Source organism: Barnesiella sp. An22 (genome assembly GCF_002159975.1).
In the GTDB taxonomy this organism is placed as follows: Bacteria; Bacteroidota; Bacteroidia; order Bacteroidales; family Barnesiellaceae; genus Barnesiella; species Barnesiella merdigallinarum.
The window spans coordinates 1-17,140 of the sequence record NZ_NFJR01000014.1; the positions used below are offsets into that span (position 1 = coordinate 1).

Below are 17,140 nucleotides of genomic sequence, written 5' to 3' on the forward strand. Positions count from 1 at the left end.
GGCGCGACGTCTTCATGGCCGACTCGAGCTATGTGCTGCAAATGGCCCAGACCGATTTCCCCAAAATCAAGTTCCACTTCACCTCCGAGTTCTAAGTCCGGGGGGAGGCACGGCATCTGCCCCGGGCGGGAAAAGCACAGGGGGCCGTGCCGAAGCACAGCCCCCTGTGTGGAGTGGAGTATCGTTCTTTCCGCCTCCCCCCGGACTTAGAACTCGGAGGTGAAGTGGAACTTGATTTTGGGGAAATCGGTCTGGGCCATTTGCAGCACATAGCTCGAGTCGGCCATGAAGACGTCGCGCCCGTCGCGGTCGACACTCATGAACTGGTGCTTGCGTTTCTTGAAGGCCTCGAGGGCCTCGGGGTCGTCGCTCTCGATCCAGCAGGCCTTGTAGAGGCTGATGGGCTCCCAGCGGCACTGGGCGCCATACTCGTGGAGCAGTCGGTACTGAATGACCTCGAACTGCAGCTGCCCCACGGTGCCGATGATCTTGCGGCCGTTGAACTGGCTGATGAAGAGCTGGGCCACGCCCTCGTCCATGAGCTGGTCGATGCCCTTGTTGAGCTGTTTCGACTTCATGGGGTCGTCGTTTTCGATATACTTGAACATCTCGGGCGAGAAGCTGGGGAGCCCCTTGAAGTGGAGCTCTTCGCCGCAGGTGAGGGTGTCGCCGATCTTGAAGTTGCCGGTATCGGGCAGACCCACGATGTCGCCGGGGTATGCCTCGTCGACGACCGATTTCTTCTGGGCCATGAAGGCGGTGGGGCTCGAGAATCGCATCATCTTGTTGTTGCGCACGTGCTTGTAGTTGGCGTTGCGCTCGAACTTGCCCGAGCATACCTTGACGAAGGCGATGCAGCTGCGGTGGTTGGGGTCCATGTTGGCGTGAATCTTGAAGACGAAACCGGTGAAGTTCTCCTCCTCGGGACGCACCAGCCGCTCCACGGCCTGGACGGGGCGGGGCGAGGGGGCAATCTTCACGAAGCAGTCGAGCAACTCCTTGACACCGAACATGTTGAGGGCCGAGCCGAAGAAGACGGGCGCCGTGCGGGCGGCCAGGTAGTCGTCGACGTTGAACTCGGGGTATACCCCCTCGATGAGCTCGAGGTCGGCCCGCAGCTTCTCGGCATCCTGCTCGCCGATGTAGGCTTCGAGTTCGGGGCTGTTCACGTCGTCGAGCTCGATGCGCTCGGTCACCACCTGCTTGTTGGGGGTGAAGAGGTTGAGGTTCTGCTCGTAGATGTTGTATACGCCCTTGAACTTCTGGCCGATGTTGATGGGCCAGCTGAGCGGGCGGACGTTGATTTTGAGCTCCGACTCCAGCTCGTCGAGGATGTCGAAGGGGTCGCGCCCCTCGCGGTCGAGCTTGTTGACAAAGACGATAACGGGCGTGTTGCGCATGCGGCACACCTCCATGAGCTTGCGGGTCTGGGTCTCCACGCCCTTGGCCACGTCGACGACGATGATGACGCTGTCGACCGCCGTGAGGGTGCGGTAGGTGTCCTCGGCAAAATCCTGGTGGCCGGGGGTGTCGAGAATGTTTATCTTGTAGTCGCCGTAGTTGAAGCCCATGACCGAGGTGGCTACCGAGATGCCACGCTGTTTCTCGATCTCCATCCAGTCGGATGTAGCGGTCTTTTTGATTTTGTTCGACTTGACCGCCCCGGCAATGTGGATGGCACCGCCGAAAAGCAGCAGCTTTTCGGTGAGGGTGGTTTTACCGGCATCGGGGTGGCTGATGATGGCGAATGTTCTGCGTTTACTGATTTCCTCTGTAAGTGTACTCACGATGTTAACGGGTTTCTTGTAAAATTTCTATGCAATGCGACAGGCTCTCGTACCAGTGGGGGATGGTGATGCCGTAGGTCTGTTTGATTTTGCTCTTGTCGAGCACGCTGTAGAAGGGGCGGTGTGCCCGGCTGGGGTACTCGTCGCTGCGGATGGGTTTCACCCGGCAGGTGATGCCGGCCAGACGGTGGATGGCGACGGTGAAGTCGTACCAGCTGCAGGCCCCTTCGTCGGAGAAGTGGTAGATGCCCGGCACGAAGGTCTCGGCCGTGAGCACGGCGAGGATGGCGCGGGCCAGGTCGGCGGCACAGGTGGGGGTGCCTATCTGGTCGGCTACGACCGAGAGCTCGTCGCGTTCGGTGCCCAGCCGCATCATGGTCTTCACGAAGTTGTTGCCGTAGGGCGAGTAGAGCCAGGCGGTGCGGATGATGGCGCTCTGGGGGCAGAGGCGCATCAGGGCCTGTTCGCCCTCGAGTTTGGTGGAGCCGTAGACCGATTGGGGGTCGGGCGTCATATCCTCGGTGTAGGGGCGGTATCCCCGTCCGTTGAATACGTAGTCGGTCGAGACGTGTATCATGCGGGCCCCGCAGGCTGCGGCGGCACGGGCCAGGTTCTCGACGGCCGTGGCGTTGATTTTGCGGCACAGCTCCACGTTGTCTTCGGCCTTGTCGACCTGGGTATAGGCGGCACAGTTCACGATGTAGTCCACGCGGTTGTCGGCGACAGCCCGGTTCACGGCTTCGGCATCGCAGATGTCGAGTTCGGCTACGTCGGTGAAGATGGCTTCGAAGCGGTCGTCGCCATCCAGTACGTTGCGCATCTCGTGGCCCAGTTGGCCGTTTGCGCCGGTAATAAGAACTCTTTTTGTCATGGTTCGTATCTGTTTTTTAATCGTTTTCGAGTTTCAGTTCGCCCGCCTTGTCCTGCTTGTATTTTTCGGCCAGGAGCGAGAGGAACGACGATATTTGCTGGATGGCCTTCAAGGTGTCGGGCTTGATCTCCTTCTTCTGCAGCCGCAGCAGCAACACGCCGTAGAGGGCGTTGAAGCAGGTCTCCAGCTCGCCGGCTTTCTCGTCGCCCGACTTGGCCCGCAGCTCGACGATGTAGGGGAGGGTCTTGAAGAAGGCCGCGCCGTAGAAGGGCTCGCGGGGCGACTTGAGCAGCCGCAGGTGCAGGTCGGTGAGGTCGATGAGCACGTTTTTGTTCAGTTGCAGGTGGCCCTTCTGTTCCACCCCCTCGGCGTGCATCATGTCGATGAGCGACTCGTACCACTCGCGCATCGCCTTCTTCTGTTCGGGCGAGATGTCGTAGGGGTCGATAATCTGTTGCTGTATGCGGTCTATGTCCAGCCCGTAAGCCCGTATGAGGTCTTCGATCTGCCACATGTACAACAGGTATTCGGCGATATTCTCTTTTTTCTTTTGGCTGGCGATAATCATGTTGTTGCCTTTCTTTGCAAGTTGACCCTTCGGGGGGGGGGTGAGCGGCAGCCCCGCGGCAATGGCCGGAGAGTCGTCCCCGAAATTGGCTGCAAAGTTAATACAAATCGTTTGCTGTCGCAATGTTACCGGGTAAAAATAAACGATAGTCCGCTCGCCAGCGCGTGCACGCGAGCGCGAGGGTGGGGTATGCGAAAAAAAAGAAAACCGCCGTTGAACAAAAATGTACAGCGGCGGTTTTTGATTATTGACGAATAAGTTTTGTCAAATGTTCCGGATTCGGGTCTTTGGCGATGATAACACCCTCGGGCGAAATCAGATAACTGGCGAATCCTTTGCTCAGACGGTAATTGTCGAATATATCCGACCGTGAGCCGTCTTTGTCATAGAATTGGGTAGCTGCGTTCAAGCCGTCTCGTTTGATGGTCTCTTCGAAGACCTTGCGGTTGGTATCGAACGATACCGACACGAGGCTGATGTTTTCGAGTCCGCTCTTGTCGATTTCCCGGGCGTAGCGTATGTTCTCCATACGCGAGGGGGCGTCGTAGCCTGCCCAGAAGTTCAACAGTACGTACCGGCCTTTCAACGATTGGAGCGAGACGCTGTCATCGGCGTTTTGCAGGCTCAGCTGCGGGGCTCGCTCACCCTCTTTCAGACCCGTTTTGTTCGGGTTGAAGGCCGAAGAAAACAACAAAATCAACGCCAGCATACCAATAACTGACTTGGTTTTCTTCATACTGAAGTGTTATGGTTCATACTAAATCTGACGTTGGGGGCATCACACCGAAACGGCAGACCCCGCTGATTTTCAGCGGTTAGTTCCTCTTGCTCGGGACGCTTCCTTTGCTGACGGGAACCCATAAATTCGACGGCAAAGTTGAAGGTTTTTAGGGAATTAACCAAATATTCTCGGGTATTTAACATAGTATAATTCGTAGTGTATTGATATACAGTGTTGTATGGGCTGTTAACAACACTCGCTCGTGCTTGAAAAATCTCTTTTTTGAACTTCGTTTTTCTTCAGGGAACATCTGGCTGCACCGATTGGTCGGTCGAGGGGGATGGGAGGGAGCTGTTCCGTTTTTCTTCAGGGGTGGTAAAAGATGGGTTGTCGCCGCGAAGTCTGGGAGAAAACTCTTTGTTTCTGCCGCCGATTGCATTATCTTTGTGGCTTGGATCGATAGTCGGCAGTGCGGTCCCGGGTAGCCCGTTGGTCGGGCTTCGGTTTTTGCGGAGGGGACTGCTCTGCTTAATCTAAACAGATGTAGTAAAAAAGATGATGAAACCAAAGGCAGAAATTATTCTTATCAACATATCGGGCGATGACAAGCCGGGTGTAACCACGGCATTGACCGAAGTATTGGCGCGTTACGACGCATTCATTCTGGACATCGGCCAAGCCGATATTCACCACACCCTCTCGCTGGGTATCCTCTTCAAGACCGACGAGACCAAGTCGGGCGACATTCTCAAAGACCTCTTGTTCAAGGCTTATGAGCTCGACGTGAATATCCGCTTCTCGCCCATCAGCGAGGAGGAGTACAACAGCTGGGTAGGGCTGCAGGGCAAGAACCGCTACATTATTACCATCCTGGGGCGTTGCATCACGGCCCGCCAGATAGGCGAGGTGACCCGCATCGTGGCCGAGCAGGGGTTGAACATCGACGCCATCCAGCGGCTTACGGGGCGTATCCCCCTCGACGAGAATGTGCGGCCGCCCAAGTCGTGCATCGAGCTGTCGGTGCGCGGTACGCCTAAAAACAAGGTGGCCATGCAGTCGTCGTTCATGCAGCTCTCGTCGCAGTTGGGTATCGACATCTCGCTGCAGGAGGACAGTATCTACCGCCGCTGCCGCCGCTTGATATGCTTCGATATGGATTCGACCCTGATCGAGACCGAGGTAATCGACGAGCTGGCTATGCGCGCCGGGGTAGGCGACGAGGTGAAGGCGATTACCGAGTCGGCCATGCGGGGCGAGATAGACTTCTGCGAGAGCTTTACCCGCCGGGTGAGCCTGCTCAAGGGTCTGGACGAGTCGGTGATGAAAGAGATCGCCGAGTCGCTGCCGGTGACCGAGGGGGTAGACCGCCTGATGCAGGTGCTGAAACGGGCCGGATTCAAGATTGCCATCCTCTCGGGTGGATTCACCTACTTCGGCAACTACCTGAAACAACGCTATGGCATCGACTATGTCTATGCCAACGAGCTGGAGATTGTCGACGGGAAACTGACCGGCCGCTACGTGGGCGATATTGTCGACGGCCGCCGCAAGGCCGAGCTGCTGAAACTCATCGCTCAGGTCGAGCATGTAGATATTGCCCAGACCATAGCCGTGGGCGACGGTGCCAACGACCTGCCCATGCTCAGCACCGCCGGACTGGGCATTGCCTATCATGCCAAACCCAAGGTGAAAGAGAATGCCAGCCAGTCGATTTCGACCATCGGGCTCGACGGTGTGCTCTACTTTATCGGATTTAAGGATTCGTTTATCTCCGAAACGAAATAACGTATAATATTGTCGCATCTCGAAATTGTTGCGATTGGCTATGAAACGAATTTGGTTGCTACTGTTAGTCTCGTTGTATGTCTGGGTGCATGTGCCGGCCCAGACGGTTGGTTTGGTGTTGAGTGGTGGCGGAGCCAAGGGTATAGCGCATATCGGTATCATCAAGGCGCTCGAAGAGAACAATGTGCCTATTGACTATGTAGCCGGTACGTCGATGGGGGCTATCGTGGGTGCCTGGTATGCCATGGGCTACACGCCCGACGATATGCTGAACCTGATTCTCTCCGACGACTTCAACCTGTGGTCGCGGGGTATCTTCGACGAGCGCTATGTCTACTACTTCAAGAAACCCGACCCGACGCCCGAAATCGTTACGTTCAACGTCGCTTTGCAAGACTCCACCAAGTTCGAGCCGCATTTCCTGCCCAACAGCCTCATCAATCCGTTCCCCATGAACTACGCCTTTATGAGCCTGTTTGCCCCCTATTCGGCCCAGTGCGACGGGAATTTCGACAACCTTTTCGTACCTTTCCGGGCTGTGGCTTCCGATGTCTATCACAAGCGCGAGCTGGTGCTGCGCGATGGCGATTTGGGCGATGCCGTGCGGGCTTCGATGAGTTTTCCCTTCGTTTTCAAGCCCATCGAGATTGACAGTGTGCTGGTTTACGACGGGGGTATCTACAACAATTTCCCGGTCGATGTGATGAAGTCGGACTTCAATCCCGATATTATTATCGGCAGCATCGTAGCCTCTAAAATAGATAAACCCAAGGAAGACGACCTCATCAACCAAATCGAGAATATGGTTATGCAGAAGAGTGACTATACACTCGATCCCGAGGATGGTATTCTGATGCGGTTCAATCTGAGTGATGTGGGACTGCTCGATTTTCCCAAAGCCCGGCAGATTGCCAAAATCGGGTATGACTATGCCATGGAGCTGATGGACTCGATCAAGAGTCGTATTCCCCGAGAGTTGTCGCAGGAGACCCGGCAGTTGCAGCGCATGGTATTCAAGAGCAAGACTCCCGACCTGGTGTTCGACAGCGTCTCGGTCGAGGGGGGAAATCACCAGCAGAAGGAGTATATCAGGCGTCAATTCGAGACCGGCAATCGTTTTACCGACGAGGATGCCAAGGCGGCTTACTACAAGACTATCTCCGACGGGAAAATATCCGACCTCATACCCCACGCTCGCTACGACAAGGCGAGCGGCCTCTTCAATCTCGACCTCAAGGCCAAGGTGCACGACCAGTTGTCGGTGGGGATGGGAGGCTTTATCTCGTCGACCAGTTCGAACCAGATTTGCATCGGAGCCCATTACCGCACCGTGAGCCTCAACTCGCTCGATGTCGACCTCACGGGGCAGATAGGTCAGTCGTATACGTCGGGGATACTCTCGGCCCGGTTCGACCTGAAGACCGCCATTCCCATGTACCTCAAGATGCAGGCCGTCGCGTCGAAACAGAAGTTCTACCAGAACGAGACCCTTTTCTACTCCGACCGCATGCCCTCGTTTGTCACGCAGTCCGAGCAGTACGTGAAGCTGCGTTTGGGGTTGCCCTTCCTCACCAGTTCCAAGGCCGTCGTGTCGGTAGGCTATGGCTCGATGACCGACAAGTATTACCAGTCCAATACCGTAGACTTCTCGACCAACGAGCAGGACCGCAGCCTCTACAATCTGTTTGTGGCCTCGATGAAGTTCGACCGCAACAACCTCGACAGCTACATGTATCCCACGGCCGGCACCGACTGTTCGGTGCTGGGGCTGCTTGCCTATGGCAAAGAGCGGTTCCGCCCCTACGACACCACTTTGCAGTCCAACTCGACACAAACCCTCTCGTGGCTGCAGCTCGAGGGCAACATACACACCTATCTCCCGATAAGCAATAAATTCGTGCTGGGCCTTCGCGGTAAGGCTGTCGTCTCGAGCAAGGGGCTCCTGAGCAACTATACCTCGACCATAGCCCAAGCTCCGGCCTTTACCCCTACGCCGCACAGCCAGACCATCTTCAACCCGGCCTTCCGCTCCACGCAATATCTGGCCGCAGGTGTCATTCCCATCTGGAAGATTATGAACAACCTGCAATTCCGCAACGAGTTCTACCTTTTTGCTCCTTTCCGACAGATATACGAAGGGGCCAATTACGAGCCCTATTACGGGCGGGCTTTCTCCAAATATCACTTTATGGGCGAGAGCTCGGTGGTGCTGAATCTCTCGTTTGCCTCGATAGCTCTCTATGCCAACTACTACGATTATCCTGCTCGCAACTGGAATTTCGGTATCAATATAGGTTTGTTGGTATTCAGTCCCAAGTTCCTCGAGTAAAAAAAATGGAGTTCTATGCGCCTGAAAATAGGACCGATAGCAGTTTCTGCAAAAAAAAGCGATAAAAAAACTCGAAAAAAAGATACACGCGAATAAAATTATACTTATCTTTGCATCCGCAAACGGCTCCATAGCTTAACTGAATAGAGCATCTGACTACGGATCAGAAGGTTACAGGTTTGAATCCTGTTGGAGTCACTCAGAGCAAAGCCGTCCGAGCGAGGGCGGTCGATATGAAAAAACAAAATTAAGGATTGGCTCCATAGCTTAACTGAATAGAGCATCTGACTACGGATCAGAAGGTTACAGGTTTGAATCCTGTTGGAGTCACTCAAGAGATAGTCGCTCTCACGGGTGACTATCTCTTTTTTTATACCTGTCGTTTCCCGCTCTCCTCTGTTTGCAAAATCACACCTCCCGATTATTTCGGGCTTCATATCTGCCTCTACTGGCTTTCCCGCCCGTTTCTGGTCTTGACGCAAGCGGCGAGATAGACTTCTCGTCGGCGAGTTCTTATGTATATCCGGGTCACCCGGTATCGGTCGGCTTCATTTTTTACAGAAGCTGTCGAGCTGGGAGCGTGAAGAGGCTTATAGTTTCAAATGGAATTATTATAATAGTATATAAACTATTTTATTAGTTTGCTTTCATAAGTCGGCTTGATGTCGACTGACCCGTAAAGAGCAAGGGCTGCATCCGATGTTTCGGGTGCAGCCCTTGGGAATAGACTCTTTTTTTAGTTTCCTTAGAATACGATAACCTTAACACCGTTCACCAGATAGATACCGGCCGGCAGGGCAATAGGTGTGCTGCCGGCAGCCACAGTGGTGCGGAGTACCTGGGCTCCGGTGAGGGCATAGACCGCAATCTCGGTCTCCTGGTCGGTGAGAAGCGTGATTTCGCCTCGACCGCTGATTACCTTCAGACCCGAGAGGGTAGTCTCGTCGACCGAGCCGGGAGTCTGGTTCGACAGAATCAAGTCGGTGAGCGACCATTGCGAAGCTTCTTCGCCACAGGTATATTTGAAGGCGACACGAACGGGAGCCGTCAAGCCCGAGAGCGTGATGGTACCCGAGGCTACGGTTTCGCCCGAACCTTCGGCCGGCCAGTTGGCCTGGTCGGTGATTTCGGTCCAGGTTGCCTCGGCGGGGCTATCCATGGCGTTGGGGTCGAAGTTTGTCGAGTAGAGCAGGAAAAGGCCGGTGCCTTCGCTGCCGGTATACTTCGTGTAGGCCGAGAAAGCCAGGTATACCGTCTCGTTCGATACAGCGGGCGATACCAGCCAGGTTTCGCTGGTTCCCTTGTTGTAGCCGTTGATTTGGGCACCGTAGTTCTCGTGCGACTCCCAGGGCAGGGTGCCGGTTGCGCAGTAGTTGAGCCAGTCGCCCAGACCGTTTTTGAAACTGGTCACATAGGGCAGTTCGGCCGACGGGTTGACTACGGTCAGTTTGTAGCTGACGGCGGCACCTTCGTAGGTGTCGTTGGCGGCCACTTCGGCTTTGATTTCGGTCTCACCCACACCTTTGAGGGTCACGGTGCCGCTGTTGTCGATGGTGGCGACAGCCGTGTTGGAGCTGCTGTATGCGATGGGGCTTGCCGATTTTGAAGAGGCTGTGCTGCTGAAGGTATACCCCTCGGCAAAAGTTTTGTAGCGGTCTTTCCCGTTGTCAAAGGCCAATTCGGGCGAGATGCCGTTGTCGGCCTTCTTGAACAAGGTGAGGGTGAAGTAGTCCGAGCTGTTTTCGTTCGAGCTGGCATAGACACCGAAGGTACCCGACGATTCGCGCAACATGATGTAGCGGGTGTTGGTGTTTACGTTTTTCACGATGATACCTTTCGTGCCATCTGCGGCCGTCCACTGTTCCAGTGTGGCATCCTGAGCGTGGCTGGTGTTGAAGGTAAACTCGGTACCGTCGCCCTTGTAGGCCACGATGCGGTCGCCGTTGGTGATGGTGAGGGTACCGTTATCGGCTACGATGTCGAAGACGATGCTGGCATCGGGGTCGGTAATCGATGTTTTGGTACCGTCGGCATAAGTGAGAGCTACGGCTGTGAAGCGTTTGTTGAAGTCGTTGCTCATGGCTTGATCGTTGGCCATGAATACGTATGACCCCGTAGTGATTTCACTGGCCGAAGCAATCTTGTTGAAGGTGCCCACCCCCGAATAGGCGGCTTGCAGACTGAATGAGCCGGTAGAGAGAGCGGCCAACAGGAGAAGAGTAGAAATTTTTTTCATAAGCAGTTATTTTATTTAAGGTGAATATGCAGGACTGACACTGATACAATCGAGAAGTGAAGGATTAGGGTTCAATGAAAGATTGTGTTTTTCATCATTCGATTCCTTCTGGTTTTTCTGTCTTTTACAAGGATAGCGAGAGTTGAGTGCAGAGGCCAACCGGAACAGGGGTCTGGGTTGGGCAATGTCGAACCGCCTCCTATCTTTTACAAAGATACGAAAAAAAGGAAACAAATGCACCTTTCGAGGGCATTTATTTCCTGTGACAAAACAATTTCTTGGATGGGTTTGGCCCGATTAAAGTCCCTTCTCGAGGGTGATGAGGGGGGTATCGGGGTGTTGGTAGAGCACGGCGTGGGTGTCGTCTATCGGGTAGAAGCCGGTCACCAGCTCGAGAGCCGCGAGCAACTGGGTCTCGGTTTCCATCTCGGGGCAGCTCTTGCGGGTAGAGGCCACCTGCGTGAAGGCAATGCCACAGGGAGTCCCGTCCAGTGCGATGTGCCCGAATATGCGGTTGCAGCCGGCAAAGCCCGAGAGTTTGGCCTCGGGTATGTCGATAACCAGTTTGGGCTGCTTTTCGGCGATGGCGGTTCCCTCGATGGCTGTCACTCGCCAGGCCCCGTTCAGCAGGTCGACCTGTCGCTTCTCGAGTGTCATTACGGTGCGGCCCCGACGATCGCACAGTCTGATGCGCAACTCGTCGCCGTGAGCCCGCTTGTAGGAGCGGGTATTGTTCAGGGCGCGGAGTACGGCGCGGTCGGTCACTTCGGGTCCGCAATCCTTTTGGGTCGAGATGAGCGACCCGAACTCCAGCTCGTTCTCGTCGCCGAGGGCGAAAGTGCCGTTCACTACGTTGCAGCCGTCGTTGCCATAGATGCGGCCGGTGGCCAGGTCGAAGGTGATTTCGGCCGGTGTTTCGCCCACCACGTCGTGGCGTTCGGCCGTGGCGATAATCCACGTCCCGCCGAACTCTTCGCGGGGGATGGTCGGTATCTTGCGGGGCTCTTGCGTTTCGGTCTCCTCCTTTTCGACGACAGCGCTCTTCTGGGTCGTTTTGCAGGCTGTAAACGACAGCAGCAACAGCACGCCCAGCGGGGTAAGCAACTTGTATCTCATGGTTCCGTATTTTATCTGTTTACAAAAAAAAGTATCGGTGTGTGACCGGGCGGTTACTCCTCGTTCCGTTTCGGGAATCGGGTAGGACGTATCAGCAGCCGCAGCGTGGCGTTATAGGTGAAGTAGTACCAGCACCAGTTGAGCAGCGTGATAATCTTGTTTTTCATACCCAGTATGGATACGAGGTGTACTCCCATCCAGGTGAACCAGGCGGGACGGCCGTAGAGCTTCAGGTGAGGCAGGTCGGCTACCGCCTTGTTGCGGCCGATGGTGGCCATGTTGCCCTTGTCCTTGTAGTGGAAGGGGGTGTCGAAGCTCCCCTTGTTCAGATTCTGGGCCAGCAGTTCGCTCTGTTGGATGGCCACCTGGGCCACCTGCGGGTGGCCTTTGGGGTAATTCTTCTCGGTAAGCAGGGCAATATCGCCGATGGCAAAGATGCGGTCGCACCCTTTCACCCGGTTGTATTCGTCGGTGATGATGCGTTTTCCTCTGGCGATAGATTCGGCCGGGATACCCTCCAGCGGTTGGCCGGTGATACCGGCGGTCCAGATGAGGGTATGGCTTTTGATTTGCTCTCCGTTGTCGAGGCTTGCCACATAGTTCTCGAACGATTTCATGGTATGGCCCGTCATCACCTCGACCTCGAGCTCTTCGAGGTATTGGCGCGACTTGGTAGAGGCTTCGGTACTCATATTCTGCAAGAGGCGGTCTGAACCTTCGACGATAACGACGCGCATATCGCTAGGACTGATCTCGGGGTATTCCCGAGCCAGAATGTACTTCTTCATTTCACCCAAAGCACCCGCAATCTCTACTCCGGTAGGACCTCCGCCCACGACGGTAAAGCAGAGCAGCGTGCGGCGCGATTCGGCATCGGCGCAGGTACAGGCCCGCTCCAAGCAGAACAATATCTCGTTTCTCAGTCTGATAGCTTCGGCAGTTGATTTAAGGGTATAGACCCGTTCCCGCAATTCGGGCATGTTGAAAAAGTTGTTGGTCGTACCCGTGGCCAGCACCAGATAGTCGTACGGGATGGTCCCGGTGTTGGTGATGAGTTCTCGTTTTTCGGTATCGACCGAGAGGGCTTCGCCCATGTGGAACCGCACGTGACGCAGTTTGCGCAACTCTTTTCGGAAGGGGAAGCAGATGGCCGCCGGCTCGAGACCCGATGAGGCTATCTGGTAAAACAGAGGCGGGAAAGCATGAAAGTTTTTCCGGTCTACCAGTGTCACCCGGTATTGTCGGTGGTCGATTTTTTTCGACAGCAGGAAGCCTGCAAACCCGCCACCCACGATGACGAGGTGCTTCAACTCATTTTCGTTATGTTTGTCTGTTGTCATGTCTGTGTAAATTTTTGGGGGTGTAAAGATAATAAAAAAGTTTGGTCTGTTCCCTATAAGACAGCCGGCTGTAAAAAATGTTCATGGCGGTGGCGAGAAAAGAAAAAACTTATAAAATTTTCACGCCCTTGCGATGATTTCTCATTATTTGCGTACATTTGTCTGATAATCATGTTACGCGTTTAATGAAACTTACAATCAAGTCCTACACCATACTATTGTTGTTCTCGCTCTCTTCTCTCTGGTCTGTGGCTCAGATCAACACCGACCGGGTGATGAATATCGGGCGCAACGCTCTCTACTTCGAGGATTACATCTTGTCGATGCAATATTTCAATCAGGTAATCAAGGTGAAACCCTATATGGCCGAGCCCTATTTCTACCGGGGTATCGCCAAGCTCAGCCTCGACGACTACAAGGGTGCCGAGGAGGATTGCACGCTCTGTATCGAGCGCAACCCCTTTATCGTGAACGCTTACCAGGTGAGGGGTATCGCCCGGCAGAATCTGGGTAATTATCAAGGGGCCATCGATGACTATACCGAGGGGCTTCGCTATGCTCCCGAAGATCGTACTTTCCTGAACAACAAGGCGATTGCTGAGGTACAGCTGAAAAAATACGACGAGGCCGAAAAGAGTTTCGACAAGCTTATCGCTCTGCATCCCAACTACTACAACGGCTACATGAGCCGGGCGCAGTTCTACCTCGAGAAGGGCGACACCATCAAGGCCATGGCCGACATCGACAAGGCTATCTCGATAGACAAGTACATGTCGGGGGCATACGCCCAGCGGGCCATCATCAAGGTGTTGCACGATGCCGACTACGACTCGGCGCTGGCCGATATGAACGAGGCCCTGCGGCTCGACCCCAAGGAGGTTTCGTACTACTTCAACCGGGCCCGTATCAAGTATCATCAGGACGATCTGCAAGGTGCCATGGCCGACTATGACCACATACTCCAGCTCGACCCCGGCAACACCATGACCCACTACAACCGCGGTCTCTTGCGCATGCAGGTGGGTGAGCGCAACAAGGCCATATCGGACTTTACAGAGGTAATCAAGGCCGAGCCCGACAACTACTTTGCCATCTACAACCGGGCCCTGCTCTACGATATGATAGGCAGTTACGGCAAAGCCATTGCCGACTTCGACGTGGTGCTGAAGCAGTACCCCGACTTTGCCGCCGGTTTCTTTGCCCGCTCCGAGGCCAAGCGTAAAATGGGCGATATGAAGGGGGGCGAGAAAGATTTCATGCTGGCCCTCGACCTGCAGAAGAAGACCAAGTACGAACCCATCGACGAGGCTACGGCTGCCGCCGGTACCACGAGCAAATCGGGACAGGCTGCCGACGAGCGTTCCGAGTCGGACAAGAACATCAACAAGTTCAACCAGATACTCGTGGCCGATGCCCAAACCGAGTACAAACCCGAGTATGAGAACAAGATACGCGGCCGGGTGCAAGACCAAAACGTGCAGGTGTCGATACAACCCATGTATGTGCTCACCTACTACGAGCGCCCCGATGCCGTGCGCCAGAACATCTACTATGTCAAGGAGCTGGAAGAGCTCAACGATACCCATGTTTTCGCCAAGAAACTGCTGCTTACCAACTCCGAGGCCGCTTTGCTCTCCGACCAGATCAACTACCATTTCTCTTCGATCAACGACTTCTCGCGTCTGATCGAGATCAACCCCTCCAACCCGTTGGCCTACTTCGGCCGGGCGGTCGACTTCATGCTCGTGCAAGACTTTGCCAGTGCGCTCGACGACCTCAACCGGGCCATTATGACCAGCCGCAACTTCACCATGGCCTACTTCCTGCGGGCTGTCGTGCGGGCCAAGCAGATTGAGTATGAAATCTCTTCGGCATCGGCTCAGAATCTCGACTTCCAGGCCCAGCGCAAGAAAGAGGGCAACGACTTTACCCCGATGGGCTTTGCGGCACTGGGGAACGAAAACCTGAAGATGGAGTACGAAATGGTATTGCGCGACTACGAAAAAGTGATTGAAGATTCGCCCCGATTCATCTATGCCTACTACAATCGCGGCAACCTGCGCTGCTCGCAACAAGACTATCGGGGAGCTATTGCCGACTACACCCGGGCCATAGAGTTGCGTCCCGACTTTGGCGACGCCTACTACAATCGCGGTCTCGTCTACTTGAGGCAGGGCAACACCGCTGCCGGTACTGCCGATTTGAGTAAAGCCGGCGAATTGGGCGTGGTGGCAGCCTACAATCTGTTGAAACGGTTGAGTGACTAAAAGATTTTTATAAATATCCGTTTCCGTAATGAAATAATTATTACTTTTGTGCCTTGGTATAAAGGTACACACCGGATGCCACCATATATGGAATAAAATTTGCGTATCAATATAGAGACGTTTTTCAAGAATTGTTGAAAAGATAAAGGAAAGAAAAGATGATTAAGATTACATTTCCCGATAATTCGGTAAAGGAATTTGAGTCTGGCATTACCCCTTTACAGATTGCCGAGAGCATCAGCCCCCGGTTGGCACAGGAAGTTCTTGCCGCAACTGTCAATGGTCAGGAGTGGGACCTTACCCGTCCCGTTACTGCCGATGCGGCCATCAAACTCTTCAAATGGGACGATCCCGAAGGCAAGCATGCCTTTTGGCACTCGTCGGCTCACTTGCTGGCCGAGGCCCTGCAAGAGCTCTATCCCGGTATCAAATTCGGTATCGGTCCGGCTGTTGAAAATGGTTTCTACTACGATGTAGACCCGGGCGAAGCTACCATTACCGCTGCCGATTTCCCCACCATCGAGGCCAAGATGCTCGAGCTGGCCGGTCACAAAGACCCCATCGTACGGAAAGAAATTTCCAAAGCCGATGCCCTCGACATGTTTGGCAAACGCGGCGAAGAGTATAAGGTCGAACTCATCAGCGAACTTGAAGACGGAACTATCACCACCTATACGCAAGGCGCATTTACCGACTTGTGCCGTGGCCCGCACTTGCCCAACACCGGGCTCATCAAGGCCGTGAAGATTACTTCGCTGGCCGGTGCCTACTGGCGCGGCGACGAAACGCGCAAACAGCTGGTGCGCGTCTACGGTATCTCCTTCCCCAAGAAGAAGATGCTCGACGAATACCTCGTATTGCTCGAAGAGGCCAAGAAACGCGACCACCGCAAGATTGGCAAGGAGATGGAGCTCTTTGCCTTCTCGCCCAACGTAGGTCCCGGTCTGCCTTTGTGGTTGCCCCGCGGTACCCAGTTACGCGATCGCCTCGAGGCCATGCTGCGCAAGGTGCAGAAACGCTTCGGCTACCTGCAGGTAATCACGCCGCACATCGGTAACAAGATGCTCTATGTAACATCGGGCCACTATGCCAAATACGGCAAAGACTCGTTCCAGCCCATCCACACTCCCGAGGAGGGCGAAGAGTATCTGCTCAAACCCATGAACTGCCCGCACCACTGCGAGATATATAAAGTATCGCCCCGTTCGTACAAAGACCTGCCGCTGCGTTTCGCCGAGTTCGGTACGGTATACCGTTACGAACAGAGCGGCGAGCTGCACGGCTTGACCCGTGTACGTTGCTTTACGCAAGACGATGCCCACATCTTCTGCCGTCCCGACCAGTTGAAAGAGGAGTTCCTCAAGGTGATGGATATTATCTTCATTATCTTCAAGGCCCTGAAGTTCGACAACTTCGAAGCTCAGATTTCGCTGCGTGACCCCGTTCACCGCGAGAAATATATCGGTAGCGACGAGAACTGGGAGAAGGCCGAACGTGCCATCGTAGAGGCTTGCGAGGAAAAAGGGTTGAAAGCCCGTGTAGAGTATGGCGAAGCCGCCTTCTACGGACCGAAGCTCGACTTCATGGTCAAGGATGCTCTGGGCCGTCGCTGGCAGCTGGGTACGATTCAGGTCGACTACAACCTGCCCGAGCGTTTCGAACTTGAATACACCGGCAGCGACAACCAGAAACACCGCCCCGTCATGATTCACCGTGCCCCCTTCGGTTCGATGGAGCGTTTCGTGGCCGTGCTCATCGAGCACACCGGCGGTAAATTCCCCTTGTGGCTCACCCCCGACCAGGTAGCTATCCTGCCCATCAGTGCCAAGTACAACGACTATGCACAACAGGTAGCCAGCCAGTTGGCCGAGCAAGATATTCGTGCCATCGTCGACGATCGTAACGAAAAGATTGGCCGTAAGATTCGCGACAACGAGATGAAACGGATTCCCTATTTGCTCATTGTTGGTGAAAAAGAGGCCGAAAATGGTGAAGTTTCTGTAAGAAAACAGGGCGAAGGTGATAAAGGTTCGATGAAAATTGCTACCTTTGCCGCAAATTTAAATGCAGAAGTAGAAGAATTACTCAAAGAATGGTAATCTGAATGGAGAAAAAACCAC

Annotated in this window: 11 protein-coding genes and 2 tRNA genes; 6 read left to right on the forward strand and 7 right to left on the reverse strand. The window is 54.5% G+C overall.

The window, feature by feature from the left end; all coding sequences use genetic code 11:
• Positions 1-206 precede the first annotated feature (206 nt).
• The 4 genes from B5F38_RS11715 to B5F38_RS11730 form a co-directional block, all read right to left on the reverse strand.
• On the reverse strand, positions 207-1,787 hold the full coding sequence (locus B5F38_RS11715; protein WP_087409414.1) for a peptide chain release factor 3: 1,581 nt from the start codon (positions 1,785-1,787) through the stop codon (positions 207-209).
• A 4-nt stretch (positions 1,788-1,791) separates the two neighbouring features.
• Positions 1,792-2,658 (reverse strand): dTDP-4-dehydrorhamnose reductase, encoded by an 867-nt coding sequence (gene rfbD / locus B5F38_RS11720; RefSeq protein ID WP_087409415.1) that lies wholly within the window; start codon positions 2,656-2,658, stop codon positions 1,792-1,794.
• 16 nt (positions 2,659-2,674) lie between these two features.
• Positions 2,675-3,226, reverse strand: a complete 552-nt coding sequence (locus B5F38_RS11725) for a DUF4924 family protein (RefSeq protein ID WP_087409436.1) — start codon at positions 3,224-3,226, stop codon at positions 2,675-2,677.
• Between the two features lie 244 nt (positions 3,227-3,470).
• Positions 3,471-3,962 (reverse strand): TlpA disulfide reductase family protein, encoded by a 492-nt coding sequence (locus B5F38_RS11730; RefSeq protein WP_087409416.1) that lies wholly within the window; start codon positions 3,960-3,962, stop codon positions 3,471-3,473.
• A gap of 543 nt (positions 3,963-4,505) precedes the next feature.
• On the opposite strand from B5F38_RS11730, the gene serB reads away from it, so the two are divergent.
• The 4 genes from serB (at position 4,506) to B5F38_RS11750 (ending at position 8,391) form a co-directional block, all read left to right on the forward strand.
• A complete protein-coding gene (gene serB / locus B5F38_RS11735; RefSeq protein WP_087409437.1) occupies positions 4,506-5,732 on the forward strand; it encodes a phosphoserine phosphatase SerB in 1,227 nt (408 codons plus the stop codon).
• Between the two features lie 40 nt (positions 5,733-5,772).
• The gene (locus B5F38_RS11740) at positions 5,773-8,061 is read left to right on the forward strand and encodes a patatin-like phospholipase family protein (RefSeq protein ID WP_087409417.1); all 2,289 of its coding nucleotides are present in this window, start codon (positions 5,773-5,775) and stop codon (positions 8,059-8,061) included.
• Positions 8,062-8,185: 124 nt separating this feature from the next.
• A tRNA-Arg gene (locus B5F38_RS11745) sits at positions 8,186-8,259 on the forward strand.
• 58 nt (positions 8,260-8,317) lie between these two features.
• A tRNA-Arg gene (locus B5F38_RS11750) sits at positions 8,318-8,391 on the forward strand.
• A 415-nt stretch (positions 8,392-8,806) separates the two neighbouring features.
• On the opposite strand, the gene B5F38_RS11755 is transcribed toward B5F38_RS11750, so the two are convergent.
• The 3 genes from B5F38_RS11755 to B5F38_RS11765 form a co-directional block, all read right to left on the reverse strand.
• Positions 8,807-10,297: a hypothetical protein gene (locus tag B5F38_RS11755; protein WP_143240974.1), complete on the reverse strand. Its 1,491-nt coding sequence runs from the start codon at positions 10,295-10,297 to the stop codon at positions 8,807-8,809.
• A 297-nt stretch (positions 10,298-10,594) separates the two neighbouring features.
• Positions 10,595-11,413, reverse strand: a complete 819-nt coding sequence (locus B5F38_RS11760) for an META domain-containing protein (RefSeq protein ID WP_087409419.1) — start codon at positions 11,411-11,413, stop codon at positions 10,595-10,597.
• Positions 11,414-11,466: 53 nt separating this feature from the next.
• A complete protein-coding gene (locus tag B5F38_RS11765; protein WP_087409420.1) occupies positions 11,467-12,753 on the reverse strand; it encodes an NAD(P)/FAD-dependent oxidoreductase in 1,287 nt (428 codons plus the stop codon).
• Between the two features lie 185 nt (positions 12,754-12,938).
• Here B5F38_RS11765 and B5F38_RS11770 point away from each other — a divergent pair, with 185 nt between their 5' ends.
• On the forward strand, positions 12,939-15,020 hold the full coding sequence (locus B5F38_RS11770; protein WP_087409421.1) for a tetratricopeptide repeat protein: 2,082 nt from the start codon (positions 12,939-12,941) through the stop codon (positions 15,018-15,020).
• A gap of 158 nt (positions 15,021-15,178) precedes the next feature.
• Positions 15,179-17,119, forward strand: coding sequence for a threonine--tRNA ligase (gene thrS, locus B5F38_RS11775; RefSeq protein ID WP_087409422.1), 1,941 nt, complete (start codon positions 15,179-15,181; stop codon positions 17,117-17,119).
• The last annotated feature ends 21 nt before the right edge of the window (positions 17,120-17,140 follow it).